Below are 16906 nucleotides of genomic sequence, written 5' to 3' on the forward strand. Positions count from 1 at the left end.
TTAATTGCTCATTTGAAGCTAGCGAGATTTTGCAATCTCTTTTATAGTCGATTGCTCGACTGTGCTTACTCACTCGTTGTTCAGTTTTCAAAGATCAATGACTCTTGTCCAACCTGCTCTCTCTCGAAAGCCGGAAGACCAATATACCATAGTTACTTTTCTTTTGCAACTTGTTTTTCTTAAGTTACTTTTGTATTTCCGCATGTCTCAGCGGCAACTTTTATAAGATAACACAGATGCCGCAGCCGAGTCAACCCAATGGCAGATGTATTATATTTACAATTACAACAAAGCCCATTTCACACCAATCAGTAGTATAACTCCGGGGATCCCTAATATAGTAGCCGTCCCTAGTGTAGCCGTATTAATAGGCAGTTCTATGTGTGTATATCCGCTCAATAGATTTAGTAGGTATAACAGAAAAGCTGCGACTACGATGTTTAAACCTAATGATGCTACTAGTCTACCGCCACCTCGACTTCGAAATACAATCATCACTAACATAAGCGAGGAGAGTATCAACACCCCCCAAATGGCATATTTAAGAATCATGCTTTACACCTCCATTAAATGATCGCTGTCAATCAGGCTTACCCCTAATCGCTTCGCTTGTTTGATAAGCATTTCAAATCTCTTCTCTGCCGCTTCCATTGCGTAAATTGTATAGTCGATCTGATCCTTGTCCAAAGCGAACTCAAAGTGAGCTTGCGCCGCCACCCACGTCTGATGCGCAGCACGTATCTCTTGAATCAACATGATCTTGTCCCGTTTCAGTTCTTCCTTAACAGTCTTCGCTCGCGGACTCTTAAATCCACGCATGCCTAATAGAGCCGGTTTCATAGGCAAACCTCCATTCCTCCCACAATTGGGTTGATCTATACTTATGGGGATCATGGCATTTTCAGAACACTTTCTAGGCAGAAAAAAAAGAGAGCTTCTCAGCTCTCCTTAAAATGTATGCTTTTATAATTCCCTGCGGCCTTCCATCGCTTTGGATAAGGTTACCTCATCCGCATACTCCAAATCGCCGCCTACCGGCAAGCCATGGGCAATACGAGTTACACGCAAACCAAACGGTTTGATCAATCTAGATAAGTACATCGCTGTGGCTTCGCCCTCAATGTTCGGATTGGTGGCCAGAATCAATTCTTGCACCGTCTCGTCACCCAAACGCTTAAGTAATTCCGCGATATGAATTTGATCAGGTCCAATCCCCTCCATAGGAGATATCGCACCATGCAGCACATGATAATAGCCTTCAAATTCTTTGGTACGCTCCAGCGCAACCAAATCCTTCGGTTCCTGCACAACGCAGATGACGGAATTATCACGACTTTTATCCTGACAAATACGACAAGGATCCACATCGGTAATATTGCAACACACGGAGCAATAATGCAGGTTCCGTTTTACATTAACAAGCGATTTAGCAAAATCAATCACATCTTCCTCTTTCATTCGAAGGACGTGAAAGGCTAAGCGCCCCGCTGTCTTGGGACCTACTCCCGGCAAGCGGGAGAAGGCATCGATTAACTTCGCTATCGGTTCGGGGTAATACAAAGGAAGTACTCCTTCATGGTACAGAGTCGTTGATTCTTGGTTGTCTTAGAACAAGCCAGGGATATTCATACCGCCTGTGAATTTGCCCATATCTTTGTTAGCGATCTCTTCGGCTTTGGACATTGCATCGTTAACTGCAGTCAACACAAGATCTTGCAGCATTTCAACATCGTCTGGATCTACTGCTTCTGGTTTGATCGTGATGCTTTGTACCTTCTTATGTCCGTTGATGATACACGTTACTACACCGCCGCCTGCTGTTCCTTCAATCATTTTCGTGCCTAGTTCTTCTTGTGCCTTCATCATTTGCTCTTGCATTTTCTTCACTTGCTTCATCATTTGGTTCATGTTATTCATTATAGATCGCTCCCTTATCGTTAGTCTTCTTTAATCGTCACTAGATCTTCACCAAACAATTGGATGGCTTCGGATATCCATTCTTCTTTGACCGCGTTTCCGCGACCATCCTCTGCGACTAATTCCATCTCTTCAGGCGGGGCGTGCGTCGCATCACTCTTCGCATCATCCCATTCCTTACGCATTAAGGTCAACAAACGCATTGGCTTACCAAATACAGAAGAAAGCACTTGTTCAATAATGACTTTATTCTCTGGCTTCTCCGTTGTATTTCGATGCATATCATTCTTAAATGCGACAAGAACAACATCATCTAGCATAGCCACCAAATCACCATTAACAAACCAGGCATGAACGGTTATTTTCTTCTCTTTGACATCACCTAACACTTGACTCCACTTCATCAGTGCCGTCTTCGTATCTGGACTCTCAGAAGCCTTCAAGTATGGATCAAGCTTAAGACCTGACTTCTTAGAAGGTGCTGAGGCCACGGCTACTTTCGCCGCAGGCGCTTGCTTAGCACTTTCACCCGAAGCAACACTCACTCCCGATTTTACCAGTACTGCTAGTTGATCTTCAAGTTGTTTCATTCTTTGGGTCATCTGAGCAAAAAGATCACCCTGCGGTTGACGCGCCCCTACTTCCACTGAGCCGTCCGATCCTCGATGGCCACCACTTATTTTCATAATAGCGATTTCTAATAAGGTTTGCGGTTGTACTGAATATTTCATCTCACTCTGATAATGGTTCAGCATTTCAATCATACTCATCATCTCACTTGGCGTGAAGTGACTCGCGATCTCCCTGAGCTCTGCCATATCAAATACGCGTTCAGCGATCACAGGTGAATTCGGCACCATGCGCACCATCAGCAAATCGCGGAAATAGTGAATCAAATTCTCGATACATTTGTCTGCGCTCTTACCCTCTTGCATGAAGGTATCAATTAACTCTAGGGCAGCCCCCAAATTCTGTTCCTTGATATACGTGACTAGTCTCTTAAATTGATCGGAAGCAATACCGCCTGTGATCGACAAAATATCAGCTAGCTGTATTTCTCCTGTTGCAAACGATGCCGCCTGATCCAACAGACTTAACGCATCCCGCATCCCGCCGTCGGACAATCTTGCTATATAGTGAAGAGCTTCTTTATCAATCGAAATGCGCTCTTGATCACAAACATACTGTAGACGCCCTACCTCATCCTCCATAGAAACGCGACGGAAATCGAAGCGCTGACACCGAGAAATAATGGTTGCGGGAATCTTATGAGGCTCTGTTGTCGCTAAAATAAACATAACATGCGCCGGCGGCTCTTCCAATGTCTTCAATAAGGCATTAAATGCTTCCGTCGTTAGCATATGCACTTCATCAATAATGTACACTTTCTGCCTAACTTCGGTCGGTGCGTATTTAACTTTATCTCGGATATCACGAATTTCTTCTACACCGCGGTTGGATGCCGCATCGATCTCTACAACGTCCATAACTGCGCCGTCCGTAATACGCTCACAGGCAGAACATTGGTTGCATGGCTCTTCCGAGGGGCCGTTTAAACAGTTGATGGCTTTGGCTAAAATTTTGGCTGTACTTGTTTTACCCGTTCCACGGGGACCGTTAAACAAATAAGCATGGGTAAGGCGATTTTCCCGCAAAGAATTCTGCAGTGTTTGTGTGATATGCCGCTGTCCGACAACATCACGAAACGTCTGCGACCTCCATGTACGATACAAAGCAATGTGTGCCATAGTGTTCCTCTCCAATAATCCCTGCGTGGATTGACTGTATCCATTATACTATAACGCTCCAAGGGATGAAATAGAGGATCACATATAGGGGATCGTGATGGTAAATGTCGTTCCAAAGCCTTTGGAAGCTACGCGAATCGTCCCGCCCATATCATGAATGATACGTTGGCATACAGAGAGCCCTAGCCCCGTGCCCGTATCCTTCGTTGTGAAGAATGGATCAAAGATTTTATCAACGACGAACATCGGAATCCCCGTACCTGTGTCATGAATATCCACACACACATTTCGCTCTGTCGTGTCTACACGCTCCGAAATCGTCAATATCCCACCATCGGGCATAGCTTCGATTCCATTTTTGCAAACATTCAAGAAAACTTGCTTCAATAGCTCAATATCTGCCGTTACCTCAGGGAGGTGGGTGGAAGCCTCATAGTGAAGTTGAACATTATAGAGGATCGCCTCATTCTGAATAACCGGTACGATGCCACGCAGGACTTCTGTCACACCAATACGCTCATAGGCCACATGCTTGGGCTTGCTCAACATAAGAAATTCATTCACTAGTGCATTAATCCGATCAATCTCTCCCAGCATGACATCTGTAAAGTTCTGTTCTTTGTCCATGCCACGGTCACCGAATGTGCGACGCAGCATCTGTAAGAAGCCTTTGATTGACGTTAGTGGGTTACGGATTTCATGCGCTGTTCCTGCAGCAATTTGCCCGATCATCGCTAGACGATCGCTTCGCTGAACCATTTGTTCCAAGGAGCGCATATTCGTGACATCTTTAAAAATAATGTAAGCCCCAACAATGTTCCCCTGACTATCCTTCAAAACATTAGAATCAAGCAGCAAATCAAAGCGTTCTTGATTGTTCGTCCAGGAAACGGCGTGATTGCGGACTATCGCTCCATTCAGAATCGTTCGCTGCACGAGCTGGTGCTGACTCGGAACTGTGGCAAAAATTTCATCCAGCGACTTGTTGCGAATATGCTCTTTCTCCATAGCCAGCATTTGGCAGGCGCGATCACTAATGTCAGCAAGTCGGTAATCCATATCTATTAATAACACGCCTAAATTGATGTCTTTCAAAAAGGCATCCGAAAAGCGCTGCAGCAAGTTTAACACTGTTCTTTCTTCTTTATTTTTCAATGATAATAGGTATATACTTCTATCCTCACATTGGAGCTTGAGCATGGAGAACTGAAAATAGATCATTTCTCCATTCTTCCCTAGTAGAAAACCATGGGGCCACTCCCCAACATCCGCTTCATCCCTAAAATGAAATTCGTATAGCTCACGTAAAGTAGCCCTCATCTTAAAAAATTGAGGGCAGGGAACACCGGTAATTTCATCTGCTGAATATCCTGAAACTTTCAAGAGCTGATCCGTGACGAGCAACAACTTCTCATCTTCATCAACCATGACCATACCAATTTGTATGCTGTGATTGAACAGTTTGCGCAGTTCGTTCATCGATACCGAGTACATCTGAGGCGAATGAATGGGCATGTCAACAGCTCCTTCACTTTCTCTTACCACAATAGAAAGTATAAGTTTTCGTATCCCGAAAACTCTTCCTATTTGGCCATAAAACCTTCATCTCTCGGGGTCCCCACGAAGATTATCGTCACTTTGTGGGGTAGAATAGCGGTCGCACATCTTTGAATAGCCTCGAAGAGGTTTTTTCATCGAACATCTTCGAGCGGCATCAGTCTATGTAGGTATTGTATAAAGATTCTCTATAAAGTCATATTTTTCCTGCTAATGCAAAAGAAAAAACGCCCTAATTGCTGGCGTTTCGGTTATGTGTTCTTACATATACGGTATGATTACACCGTGCACCTGTTATTGATAAAGTGATACAAGCGAACTCTTATCGTTGGCTCAAATCAGGCAGCCCCTCGGCACATGAAACATCTCACTTACGGCTGCTTCCTTCCAGACCTGACCGGGTTCATGAGCATCCATTGCGAAGGACCCAACTCTCAACACCACGTGTAAGAGCCAGACCTCACATCACAGTACCTCTAACAGGAATTCAACCTCGCTACAGCGGATTGCGAGTTACAGGGCACCGCTACCTCCCCGTCTAGCACAGTAAAAATAGTATAGCTGATTCACTGCCAAATAGCAACCTGAGGGGAAAAAGTACCATATATAGGGATCTTTAGAGTTAGCTAAAGTCTCTCTGCTTTGGGATCTTTAGCGTTAGCTAAAGTCTCTCTGCTTTGGGATCTTTAGCGTTAGCTAAAGTCTCTCTGATTAATGAACCATTCTTACTTGTATCTTATACCGCGGCATATTCGTCTCTAATGCCATTTGGGCCTGCGACCGTAGTTCTTCAATTTGGGACGCCGTCAAAGCTGCTTGAGGTTTAATTTTCACGTTGGCTGAAGGGCCGTTGATCGAGATATTGGTCTTCTCTATGCCCGGCAGTTGAGCAAGCACCGCCTTCATGAGATTGGTATCATCCTCGTAATGATGGTAGGTCGGATTCAGCGGATCGTTCGGGTTAACACTTGTGATACCCAACATACCGTCTTGCTTATAATTCTGAACTTTATACGTAGAGTCATCATTCGTTTTCTTATTATTCCCCGTCCACATGCCACAACCTACTAAACTCGCTATAAGGATAGCAGCTCCTGTAAGCTTAACTAGACCCTTGAACATAAAAACACCTCCCATTGGACTCTAAGCCTAAGCTTAGGATGACCAAGAGAGGTTGTCTTATGCTGATTGGCAATCAAGCAAATGATGCCAATTAGATTCCGTATTTCTTTTTGAACTTGTCGACACGGCCGCCTACATCGATAAACTTTTGTTTACCTGTGTAGAAAGGATGGCAATTGGAGCAAATCTCAACACGAAGATTTGGCTTGATTGAACCCGTTTCGAACACGTTACCACAAGCGCAAGTCACTGTGGTTGCATGATAAGTAGGATGAATTCCTGCTTTCATTTGGTTCACCTCTTTCCGCCCTGAATCATTTGCTGAAACAGAGTTAATGGACGTACTATTGCATTGTAGCATATTCGCAAGTCTAGATGCAATGGAAAATCGATCGGGTAATACTTCCACCAAGATGGTTTATAACACCGTTGTGAGCGTACGATCACTCGTGTAAAACTTCGGCGTGTGGGAGTACGAACCAATGACAACATCTGGCAATTCTTGCTCAAAAATTTCGATCATTTGCTTCATACCTAGCAATTCTCCCTGAGCCTTAGGAATAATGCTTAGATAGCTCTCGGGGTCAATATTCAGGTTGCGCAATTGAATCAATTTCAATCCCGTTCTGCGTACAAATTCGATCATCGCTTCGATCTCTTCTTCCCGATCGGTAACACCAGGGAATACGAGATAGTTGATCGATGTGATAACCCCTTTATCGGTTGCATAGCGAAGGGATTTTTCGACATTTTTAAGTGTATAAGCTCTTGGCTTGTAATAGGCGTTATAGTGATCATCCAAAGCGCTGATCGTACTTACACGCATCAGATCAAGACCTGCATCAACAATGCCGCGAATATGGTCTGTAAGGCCCGCATTCGTATTGATATTGATGTAGCCCATCTTCGTTTGCTCACGCACCCGCTTGATGGCATCAATAATAATGACGGCCTGCGTGCTTGGTTCCCCTTCACAGCCTTGCCCGAAGGAAATAATGCTCTCCGGTGTACGCAGATGTTCCAACATGATCTCCGTAATTTCTTCGACCTTCGGCTTAAAGTTCATCCGCGTCTGCGGAGCAACAAAGCCGCTCTCGTCTGGCTGCTCCGAGATACATCCAAAGCATCCTGCATTACAGGAGTAGGAAACAGGGACAGCCCCTTCCCAGCGTTGTAGGAACGTGTTCGAAGCGGTCAAGCACTCGTAGCCTAATGCACAATTCGACAAATGGGCATACAAGCGATTCTCCGGGTACTTGGCGACTAGCCGTTTGACTTCAACCTCGAGCTCATCCGGATCGCAATGAATCGGATTCCAGAAGTACGGGTTGTCGGTCAGACGCGCGGCTACGTAGAAGCCGTCTTCTTTCCACACGACAGCGGTATAACCGAACAAAGGCAACGCCTTCGTCTTATCGGATTTCACATACCCTGGGAGAAGCAGTCGTGTGAAGCCTTGTGGAAGCAACGCTCCCACCGCGTGATAATCACCCTCTACCAGCTTCATTTCACCCGTTGCCGCATCAATGCCAACAGGACGCGTGAAGGGTAGACTCACGAGTGTTGAGCCCTCAGGCAGAGGGATCAGTTCTTCTTCTAATATTTCGGTGATCATTTCTGCATTTCGACCAAGCGCGAAATAATCAGGATGATCGAATACATTTCCTTGTGAATCTGAATAAACCAAGTTCATAACGGTACTCCTCTTTGTACGTTAAAGTAAACGAACACGCAAACTTTCTTACTAAGTGTCGTTTAACTAAAGCTTAAGATGCTGAGTTTTTGACTTTGCCTTTATGCTGCTGGGATGACGCTCCCGCCCCTGGAGAGGCCAATGAGTCCAAAAACTCTTGATTCGTCTTCGTATCCGCAAGCTTCTTAATAAAGGCTTCGGTATATTCATGTGAATCATTCATGCCTTTGCGAAGTGCCCATACTTTCTCGAGCTCATCTTTGCTGAGCAATGCTTCCTCACGGCGAGTCCCTGAACGACGAATGTCAATAGCAGGGAAGATACGGCGCTCCGCCATTTTGCGATCAAGATGAAGTTCCAGATTGCCTGTCCCTTTAAATTCTTCATAAATGACGTCATCCATACGTGAACCGGTTTCGACAAGTGCTGTAGCAAGAATAGTTAAGCTGCCGCCCTCTTCAATGTTACGAGCAGCTCCGAAAAAACGCTTAGGACGGTGGAAAGCAGCGGGATCAACACCACCGGACAACGTCCGGCCTGAAGGCGGTACTACGAGGTTATACGCTCTTGCTAAGCGCGTAATACTATCGAGTAGGATAACGACATCTTTCTTATGTTCAACTAAACGCATAGCCCGTTCTAGGACAAGCTCGGCGACTTTAATATGATTCTCTGGAAGCTCATCGAAAGTTGACGCCACGACTTCACCTTTGACCGAACGCTGCATATCCGTAACTTCCTCGGGACGCTCGTCAATCAACAGAACAAATAGCTCAATCTCGGGATAATTCGTAGAAATACTGTTTGCGATTTCTTTGAGCAACAATGTTTTACCCGCTTTAGGAGGTGCCACAACAAGTCCGCGCTGACCCAATCCGACAGGGGCAAGCAAATCCATAATCCGCATTGAAATCTTGGTAGGCTCGGTTTCAAGAGTAATCCGAGTATCCGGATATAACGGCGTTAATGCGGGGAAATGCAAGCGTTCTGCAGCCGTTTCAGGCTTCTCGCCATTGACTGCTTCGACTTGGAGAAGTCCATAGTAACGCTCATTCTCCTTAGGCGGTCGACATTTCCCAGATACAATATCACCTGAGCGCAAATCAAATTTTCGAATTTGAGAGGCTGAAATATAGATATCCTCTGAGCTAGGAAGGTAATTAATTGGACGCAAGAATCCAAATCCTTCCTGCAAAATTTCCAGAACACCTTGCATGAACAAGAATCCACTCTCTGCTGCTTGTGCACGTAAAATGGCAAAAATGAGTTCTCTTTTCTTCAACGTACCGTAATAAGGAATCTGATGTTTCTTGGCTAGTTTATATAATTCAGTAAGCTTGAGTACTTCAAGCTCAGCAAGCTGCATGCTCATGTTTCAACCACCAAACTATTAAATTTTCAATTGGATTCTAGCATTGCCTGTTGTCTGGTACTTTATTCCTCGTTCTCACGCCAAACTTCGGCTCCTAGGGAAGATAGATTGAATACTAAATTCTCGTATCCGCGATCAATGAACTCTACACCCGACACTTCCGTAATTCCGCCTGTCATAACACTCAAACCTGCAATTACCAGAGAAGCTCCTGCGCGAAGATCCGTTGCCCTTACTTTTGCCGAGCTCAACTGCGAGCCTTCAATGATGGCGGAACGTCCTTCAACCTTCATTTTCGCACCCATGCGTACAAGCTCTGGAATATGCTTAAAACGATTGCTATATACATGGTCAGTTAGAATACTAACACCTTTGGCTTGGCACAATAAACTAGCCATTGGAGACTGCAGATCCGTTGCAAACCCAGGGTAAATTAATGCTTTCACATCTACACTTTCATAGATAGGCTGACCGACAATGCGAATGGATTCATCCATTTCATAAACATGAACGCCCATTTCTTGCAACTTTGCAGTCAATGCTTCCAGGTGCTTCGGAATCACATTATCTACCGTAACATCGCCGCGCGTCGCCGCTGCAGCAATCATGTAGGTTCCCGCTTGAATACGGTCAGGGATAATGGAGTGGCGGCAGCCATGAAGCTCAGAAACCCCTTCTATACGGATCGTATCCGTACCAGCTCCCTTGATTTTCGCACCCATCGAATTCAAAAGTGTTGCCACATCTATAATTTCAGGCTCTTTCGCCGCATTTTCAATTGTAGTTAATCCCTTAGCACGTGAAGCAGCCAGCATAATATTAATCGTAGCGCCTACGCTTGCCATATCTAAGTAAATCTTAGCGCCACGAAGTTCCTTAGCACGAATATGAAGGGCTCCGTTTTCGTTACTTACCACAGCGCCTAGTGCTTCAAATCCTTTAATGTGAAGATCGATCGGACGCGGTTCGAAATTACAACCACCTGGAAGACCAATCGTTGCCTCACCAAATCTACCCAGAAGAGCACCCATCAAATAATAGGAAGCGCGGAGCTTCTTCACTTTGCCATTCGGCATAGCCATAGGTTTCATATGAGTCGGATCAATCGTCATCCGATCTTCATTCCAATCAATTGTTGCTCCTAAATCAGTCAAAATTTCTGTATATATAGCCACATCGCTTAAATGTGGAAGATTATCCAACGTTACTGGTGTTTCTGCAAGTACTGCGGCTGGAATAAGTGCAATGGCACTATTCTTTGCTCCACTAATCTGAACCGTTCCCCGTAGTGGGCGTCCACCAACCACCATTAATTTCTCCAACATACTTCTCCCCCTAAACCAGGTGCCTTCTCACTAACGTTAATCAACAAATCCGACTAAATCACACAACTATTCGACGAAAATCCACAAAATAAGGAAGTAAATGATGAGTGCGAGGTAAAATACAACAAATAGAAGAAGGAAACGCCCGCAATGACACAGACAGACGGCAACGATTGTCGACCATCCATCTGTGTATTACTGCATTTCCTATCCTGTCTATACAATTTGGAATTAAGCTTGGTTGCTGCTTCCGAACAATTGAATTTTGGATTTTACTACTTCGATCATAGCGCTACGAGCTGGGGTTAGATATTTACGAGGATCATAAATTTTAGCATCTTTATTCAGAGCTGCGCGGATGCTTTCTGTGCATGCCACTTGGTTCTCTGTGTTCACGTTGATTTTGCCAACGCCTGCTGCAATTGATTTACGGATCATTTCGTCTGGAACGCCGGATCCGCCGTGCAATACAACTGGAACTGGGATCGCTTTGGAAACTGCTTCAATAATATCAAAGTGAATGTTAGGCTCGCCTGCGTACATACCATGTGCAGTACCTACTGCGATTGCCAAACAATCCACGCCTGTTTCTTCGTAGAAACGAATTGCTTCTTCTGGTTTTGCAAGGTTAGCGTGCTCTTCATCAACGGAAATGTCATCCTCAACGCCACCGATTGTTCCAAGCTCACCCTCAACGGATACGCCCATAGCACGAGCAGCTTTAACAACTTCTTTCGTCAAACGAATGTTTTCTTCGAAAGAATAGTGGGAACCATCGAACATAACGGAGCTGAATCCTGCACGGATACATTTCATTGCTACTTCAAACGAACTACCATGGTCTAAGTGCAATGCGATCGGAAGACCGGATTTCTTAGCTGCTGCTTCTGCAATAGCTACTGTAAACTCGATGCCCATATATTTCAGTGCGCCTTCGCTAACACCATAAATGAACGGGGAGTTCAGTTCGATTGCTGCTTCCACAATCGCTTGAGCAAACTCAAGATTGTTCATGTTAAATTGACCAACCGCGTATTTCCCTGCTTTTGCCTTAGGTAAAAATTCATTCATTGAAACCAATGCCATGTTTCTCTTCCTCCTAGAACCTCTTTAGTAGATGCGCATACCGCTCTCTGTTCATACCTGAGTTATTATAGCACATAACTTTTCAAATGATAACCAAGCCTTCATTTTTCCAAAACAAAAAAAGACCCTATGACTAGGATCCTACTGCGAAACCACTGCTGGATTCATTATTTAATTGCATATTCACAGCCAAGCGCAGCTCATCAATATCAAATGGCTTCGTAAAATGCATGATCGCACCTAAATCTGTCGCTTCTTTGATCATATCTAGCTCACCATAAGCCGTCATCATGATGACTTTGATTGAAACATCAATTTCTTTCACATGTTTCAAAATATCAAGTCCGTCCATACCAGGAATCTTCATGTCCAGTAGTATGAGATCAGGCGAAACATTTCTCACGATTTCCAAGGCCAACTTGCCATTGGAGGCTTGATAGGTATCATACCCTTCGTTACTGAACACTTCCATGAGGAGTACACGAATTCCATTTTGATCATCCACTACCAACACTTTTTTCTTCATCAGCCAAGTCCCCTCCCGAAAACGAATAACAAGTTCCAAACCTATAAGTCAAGATATTCGCTATTCATTTTCGTATTCCTTCCGAGGAGAGCATTTATTTTGAAAAGTTTTACATAAAAGTTGATTATCAGGAGAGAGATTCCTGCATCCGCAACGTGAAATTTTAACGAGCGATCAATTGTGCAGCTTTCACGAATTCACGGAAAAGTGGCTGCGGACGGTTCGGACGGGACGTAAATTCCGGGTGGAATTGTACAGCCAAGAACCAAGGGTGTCCAGGAAGCTCCACCATTTCAACCAGACGCCCATCTGGTGATGTACCAGAAATACGCAGACCAGCAGATTCAACCAATTCGCGGTATTCATTATTAAATTCGTACCGGTGACGATGTCTTTCGTAAACTAACTCATCATTATACGTAGTCGCAGCAAGTGAACCAGGCGTCAATTTACAAGGGTATAGACCTAAACGCATCGTTCCGCCTAGATTCTCAATATCCTTCTGCTCTGGCAATAGATCAATTACTGGATATGCTGTTGTTGGATTAATCTCGGAACTATTCGCGCCGTCCAATCCACAAACAGAACGTGCGTACTCGATAACAGCGACCTGCATCCCCAAACAAATACCGAAGAACGGAATTTCTTTCTCACGCGCATAACGAATTGCAGCTACTTTCCCTTCAATCCCGCGATCACCAAATCCACCTGGTACAAGGATACCTTGTACACCAGAAAGCAGTGAATGCACATTATGATCGTAGATGTCTTCTGCATTGACCCAACGGATATCAATTTCAGAGTCATTGTCGATACCTGCGTGTCCAAGTGCTTCAACAATACTAAGATAAGCATCATGAAGCGCTACGTACTTCCCTACGATGGCGATCTCGGTCTTCTTCGTTAAGGATTTCACCTTGCGAACAAGACTTTCCCATTCTGTCATATCGGGTTGATTCGTTGAAAGCTTCAAGTGATTCACGACATAATCATCAAGACCTTGCTCACGAAGCATCATTGGTACTTCATACAACGTCTCCGCATCTTTACATTCAATAACAGCAGCTGGATCGATATCACAGAACAAAGCGAGCTTTCGCTTCATATCTTCTGTCAAAGAATGTTCCGTACGACAAACAATCACATGCGGTTGAATACCAAGGCCGCGTAGTTCTTTAACGCTATGCTGCGTTGGTTTTGTTTTGACTTCACCAGCAGCTTTGATATAAGGAATCAACGTAACGTGAATGTACATAACATTCTCGCGACCGATATCATTTTTCATTTGACGAATCGCTTCTAGGAATGGCAAACTCTCGATATCCCCGACAGTACCACCGATCTCAGTGATAACCACATCGGACCCAGCTTCACGACCTGCGCGAATAACACGTTCTTTAATTTCATTCGTAATGTGAGGGATAACCTGTACAGTTCCGCCTAGGTATTCGCCTCTGCGCTCTTTGGTAATAACAGAGGAATACACTTTCCCTGATGTCACGTTCGAGCTTTTGGACAAGTTAATGTCGATAAAACGCTCATAATGACCCAAATCCAAATCCGTTTCTGCACCATCATCGGTTACGAAAACTTCCCCATGTTGGTAAGGACTCATGGTTCCTGGGTCCACGTTAATGTAAGGATCGAACTTCTGGATCGTAACTTTCAAACCTCTGTTCTTGAGCAGTCTTCCTAAGGAAGCTGCGGTAATTCCTTTGCCAAGGGATGAAACTACGCCTCCCGTAACGAAAATGTATTTTGTCACTATGTACGCCTCCTTATAGTTGTAAGCATCCGCTTTAGATTTTCGCCAGGCTACTGGCATCGTTATAACATGAAGATAAGTGTAAAAAGGTGCTAGAAAACTGGCTTCATCAGCATAAGCTCTTGGGTGTCGCCAGAACAAAGGTGTAATAGCATTAGCTTCTGCTAAATAAGTGTTTTCATGAACAAATCACAAAAAAAAAGCGCAAAAAAACAAAAAAAGTGACACCCGTAGTGACGGGGCACTTTTTGAACGCATGCGCGAATTGTTAAGATTCTTTTAAAGCCCATGCAATAGTTTACTCTGAACGTATAGGGACTGTCAAGACAAGTTATTTGTCGTCGTCTTCGTCGTCTTCATCCAAATCTTCTTCATCCTCATCGGAATCCAAATCATCTGCGTCATCCTCAGTATCATCGCTCTCTTCAATACCCGCTTCGCCGAGATCCTCTTCGATTTCTTCATCTTCGAAGAATTCAGTATCCTCTTCCGCTTCTTCTTCCTCTTCGGTTTCGGTACCAAATGCATCGTACTCGTCTTCTTCTGCGTATGTATCTTCTTCTTCCGCATAGACGTCTTCATCCAGATCATCATCTTCATCGTTGATAATTCTAGGACGCTTCGCATTCCCAACCGCATCGTCGGATTTCTCAACTGGATACCAACGCTTCAAGCCCCATAGGTTCGTACCTACACAAGCAAAACGACCATCGATGTTGATTTCCGTATATAGTTGGGCAATCACATTCATGACATTATCTTCAGAAAGCCCTTTTATTTTAGCAATTTCAGCCATAAGTTCTCGGTAGTAAAACGGCGTATTCGCCGACTTCAGCAATTCGAACGCCAAATCCACCATGGGCATTTCGCGTGCTTGCTCTGTGGTGATTTTGAGTGTATATTCGCTGCTCATCTAAGGCACATCCTTTTCGATCATTTCTTGACTACGTTATCTACCATAACCAATATCTCCATTAAGTAAAACCTATTTTTTCTAAAATTGCAACTACCCCACAATAAACGTCTATTCCGGCCGGCTTGGACGGATGCGTTTATCCAAAAATATAGGCGAATTCGTATGTAAAACATCTAAATTCTATATTTCACACTAAACGGCTGCCTAGTATCTAAAAACACCCCATAAAAAGGAATACAGGCGAAGGTCCCCCTTCGCCTGCGACTGTACCCAAAGGAACCGCTTGCTGATGAACAGCAGTCGTTTCCACTACCTGAGAAAGAGACACTCCTGCCCGCGCCTCTCTATGTATCCTATGTTGAACCTACGCATCTGACACGGCCCTGCACCCATTTATTTCTATAAGTGCGTTTTAAAAAGTCTGTATTTCAGCACCGAGAAGATTGAAAGAAGCTAGGGAATGAGGAGCGGAACGTAGTAAAAGCTACGTGAGCACCGGAATTTCCGGCTGAATTCAATATTTGATGTCGAATACGCATCTTGGACTACTTCGTGATCAAAATTGGACTTTTTGACAACCTCTATAAAGGCGATGACACGGTCAAGTACGATGACCTGTACATAAGATAGGGGAGATAATGATTATATGCTGTAACGGGGGGATGGCACGATGGATACAGCCACCTTTCTTCATCTGCTTCATGAAGATCTAGGTCTTACTAAACAAACAGCTAGAAAGCACCTTATCCATTTCACCTCAAAGACAGATTACTTTGCCTGCAAATCAGAGCTCCTACGCTTGACGTCTGAACTCCCCAGACTATCCCTGGTTCTGCCTCTAGACATTATCTACGCCTTTTCTTGTACATTGTGTCCGGATACAAAACTCAGAAGCTTTTCAAGCACCACACGTATCGAAGCGGATACGAAATTAATCATAAATAAACTTAAAGGTAGAAAGACTGTACCGAAACGAGCTACTATTCTATCCAACTCACGTACACGCACCATTCCTTGGGGAGTTGATCAAATCGGTGCTCCTGAGATCTGGAGCAAATCTGTCGGAAAAAATATTCACATCGGCGTCATCGATACTGGTATCGACTATAAGCACCCTGATTTGCAAAACTCGATCTCCCATGGCATCAACTTATTAAATCGCAGGCTCATGCCCCATGATGATAACGGGCATGGCACACACATCGCGGGCACCATCGCGGCAACAGGCCGTAATTCCGGTATTATTGGTGTAGCTCCCCGAGCGATTATTCATCCCGTTAAAGCTTTTGATCAAAATGGAAGCGCCTATGTATCTGATATTATCGCCGGTATAGATTGGTGCGTCCAAAACGACCTTGATATTATTAATATGAGTTTCGGTATGAAGACGTACAATCCTGCTCTGGAGCAAGCGGTTTTGAACGCTTACTACCGAGGGAAGGTTATTGTAGCCTCCTCTGGTAATGATGGCCGGAAGAAAACCATTGATTACCCTGCTCGGTTTCCCCACGTTGTCTCCGTAGGCGCCACAACTCGAACAGGGCGGATTGCTCCTTTCAGCAATCGCGGAGCACAAATCGACATCTATGCGCCTGGTGAGCGCGTGTATTCGGCTTGGATCGGCGGCAAATATAACGAGCTCAGCGGCACGTCGATGGCGACGGCGCATGTAAGCGGCGTTATCGCCTTAATGCTTGCCATGCGCGCCATGTCGCCGCAGCAGATCAAAAACGCGCTGCGCCGCTGCGCGTTCCCGCTGAGCAAGCGCCCGAACGCCCGGTGGCAGCCCGGGCAATTGAACGCCCAGCGGGCGATCCGCGCGGCGGGGCAAGAATAGCTGGCGCTGCCGCAGCGCCTAGCCAGTTTAAGCGCAGAGCGT

At 44.8% G+C, this 16906-nt stretch carries 16 protein-coding genes and 1 other RNA gene; 1 reads left to right on the top strand and 16 read right to left on the bottom strand.

The genetic code is table 11. The features are described 5' to 3' along the window. Positions 1-282: 282 nt before the first annotated feature. The 16 genes from ASL11_RS27510 to rpoE form a co-directional block, all read right to left on the bottom strand. Complete coding sequence (locus ASL11_RS27510; protein ID WP_056621951.1) at positions 283-552, bottom strand: pro-sigmaK processing inhibitor BofA family protein; 270 nt, start codon at positions 550-552, stop codon at positions 283-285. Between the two features lie 3 nt (positions 553-555). Further along, positions 556-840 (bottom strand): DUF2508 family protein, encoded by a 285-nt coding sequence (locus ASL11_RS27515; protein ID WP_063795704.1) that lies wholly within the window; start codon positions 838-840, stop codon positions 556-558. 123 nt (positions 841-963) lie between these two features. Beyond that, the gene (gene recR / locus ASL11_RS27520) at positions 964-1560 is read right to left on the bottom strand and encodes a recombination mediator RecR (protein ID WP_056621953.1); all 597 of its coding nucleotides are present in this window, start codon (positions 1558-1560) and stop codon (positions 964-966) included. Between the two features lie 45 nt (positions 1561-1605). Then, complete coding sequence (locus ASL11_RS27525) at positions 1606-1917, bottom strand: YbaB/EbfC family nucleoid-associated protein (RefSeq protein ID WP_028555044.1); 312 nt, start codon at positions 1915-1917, stop codon at positions 1606-1608. 20 nt (positions 1918-1937) lie between these two features. Then, positions 1938-3665 carry a DNA polymerase III subunit gamma/tau gene (gene dnaX / locus ASL11_RS27530; protein WP_056621955.1) on the bottom strand — a complete coding sequence of 576 codons (1728 nt, stop codon included), beginning with the start codon at positions 3663-3665 and terminating at the stop codon, positions 1938-1940. Positions 3666-3743: 78 nt separating this feature from the next. Next, positions 3744-5180 (bottom strand): ATP-binding protein, encoded by a 1437-nt coding sequence (locus ASL11_RS27535; protein WP_157257078.1) that lies wholly within the window; start codon positions 5178-5180, stop codon positions 3744-3746. Positions 5181-5505: 325 nt separating this feature from the next. Beyond that, positions 5506-5769, bottom strand: an RNA gene (gene ffs, locus ASL11_RS35485) — signal recognition particle sRNA large type. Between the two features lie 164 nt (positions 5770-5933). Then, positions 5934-6344 carry a hypothetical protein gene (locus ASL11_RS27540; protein ID WP_056621958.1) on the bottom strand — a complete coding sequence of 137 codons (411 nt, stop codon included), beginning with the start codon at positions 6342-6344 and terminating at the stop codon, positions 5934-5936. Between the two features lie 91 nt (positions 6345-6435). Continuing rightward, positions 6436-6633 (bottom strand): 50S ribosomal protein L31, encoded by a 198-nt coding sequence (gene rpmE / locus ASL11_RS27545; RefSeq protein ID WP_056621960.1) that lies wholly within the window; start codon positions 6631-6633, stop codon positions 6436-6438. Between the two features lie 129 nt (positions 6634-6762). Next, positions 6763-8037 carry a radical SAM protein gene (locus tag ASL11_RS27550; protein WP_056621963.1) on the bottom strand — a complete coding sequence of 425 codons (1275 nt, stop codon included), beginning with the start codon at positions 8035-8037 and terminating at the stop codon, positions 6763-6765. 73 nt (positions 8038-8110) lie between these two features. Beyond that, a complete protein-coding gene (gene rho, locus ASL11_RS27555; protein ID WP_056621965.1) occupies positions 8111-9409 on the bottom strand; it encodes a transcription termination factor Rho in 1299 nt (432 codons plus the stop codon). Positions 9410-9471: 62 nt separating this feature from the next. Continuing rightward, positions 9472-10731: a UDP-N-acetylglucosamine 1-carboxyvinyltransferase gene (locus ASL11_RS27560; protein WP_056622721.1), complete on the bottom strand. Its 1260-nt coding sequence runs from the start codon at positions 10729-10731 to the stop codon at positions 9472-9474. A gap of 234 nt (positions 10732-10965) precedes the next feature. Continuing rightward, positions 10966-11820, bottom strand: a complete 855-nt coding sequence (gene fba / locus ASL11_RS27565) for a class II fructose-1,6-bisphosphate aldolase (protein ID WP_056621967.1) — start codon at positions 11818-11820, stop codon at positions 10966-10968. Between the two features lie 133 nt (positions 11821-11953). Beyond that, the gene (locus ASL11_RS27570) at positions 11954-12346 is read right to left on the bottom strand and encodes a response regulator (protein ID WP_056621969.1); all 393 of its coding nucleotides are present in this window, start codon (positions 12344-12346) and stop codon (positions 11954-11956) included. Positions 12347-12509: 163 nt separating this feature from the next. Then, entirely contained in the window at positions 12510-14111 is a 1602-nt protein-coding gene (locus ASL11_RS27575; protein WP_056621971.1) for a CTP synthase, read from the bottom strand. 331 nt (positions 14112-14442) lie between these two features. Further along, the gene (rpoE, locus tag ASL11_RS27580; RefSeq protein ID WP_056621973.1) at positions 14443-15024 is read right to left on the bottom strand and encodes a DNA-directed RNA polymerase subunit delta; all 582 of its coding nucleotides are present in this window, start codon (positions 15022-15024) and stop codon (positions 14443-14445) included. A 673-nt stretch (positions 15025-15697) separates the two neighbouring features. Between rpoE and ASL11_RS27585 the strand changes: the two genes are divergently transcribed. Beyond that, positions 15698-16864: a S8 family peptidase gene (locus ASL11_RS27585; RefSeq protein WP_056621976.1), complete on the top strand. Its 1167-nt coding sequence runs from the start codon at positions 15698-15700 to the stop codon at positions 16862-16864. Positions 16865-16906 lie beyond the last annotated feature (42 nt).

Source organism: Paenibacillus sp. Soil750 (assembly GCF_001428045.1).
GTDB classification, from domain to species: domain Bacteria; phylum Bacillota; class Bacilli; order Paenibacillales; family NBRC-103111; genus Paenibacillus_E; species Paenibacillus_E allorhizoplanae.

Excerpts from the sequence above, each read along its gene's own strand:
- ASL11_RS27510 (WP_056621951.1), bottom strand. The coding sequence starts at position 552 with ATGATTCTTAAATATGCCATTTGGGGGGTGTTGATACTCTCCTCGCTT.
- ASL11_RS27585 (WP_056621976.1), top strand. The coding sequence starts at position 15,698 with ATGGATACAGCCACCTTTCTTCATCTGCTTCATGAAGATCTAGGTCTT.
- fba (WP_056621967.1), bottom strand. The coding sequence starts at position 11,820 with ATGGCATTGGTTTCAATGAATGAATTTTTACCTAAGGCAAAAGCAGGG.
- rpmE (WP_056621960.1), bottom strand. The coding sequence starts at position 6,633 with ATGAAAGCAGGAATTCATCCTACTTATCATGCAACCACAGTGACTTGC.
- ASL11_RS27525 (WP_028555044.1), bottom strand. The coding sequence starts at position 1,917 with ATGAATAACATGAACCAAATGATGAAGCAAGTGAAGAAAATGCAAGAG.
- dnaX (WP_056621955.1), bottom strand. The coding sequence starts at position 3,665 with ATGGCACACATTGCTTTGTATCGTACATGGAGGTCGCAGACGTTTCGT.
- ASL11_RS27540 (WP_056621958.1), bottom strand. The coding sequence starts at position 6,344 with ATGTTCAAGGGTCTAGTTAAGCTTACAGGAGCTGCTATCCTTATAGCG.
- rpoE (WP_056621973.1), bottom strand. The coding sequence starts at position 15,024 with ATGAGCAGCGAATATACACTCAAAATCACCACAGAGCAAGCACGCGAA.
- ASL11_RS27515 (WP_063795704.1), bottom strand. The coding sequence starts at position 840 with ATGAAACCGGCTCTATTAGGCATGCGTGGATTTAAGAGTCCGCGAGCG.
- ASL11_RS27550 (WP_056621963.1), bottom strand. The coding sequence starts at position 8,037 with ATGAACTTGGTTTATTCAGATTCACAAGGAAATGTATTCGATCATCCT.
- ASL11_RS27570 (WP_056621969.1), bottom strand. The coding sequence starts at position 12,346 with ATGAAGAAAAAAGTGTTGGTAGTGGATGATCAAAATGGAATTCGTGTA.
- rho (WP_056621965.1), bottom strand. The coding sequence starts at position 9,409 with ATGAGCATGCAGCTTGCTGAGCTTGAAGTACTCAAGCTTACTGAATTA.
- ASL11_RS27535 (WP_157257078.1), bottom strand. The coding sequence starts at position 5,180 with ATGCCCATTCATTCGCCTCAGATGTACTCGGTATCGATGAACGAACTG.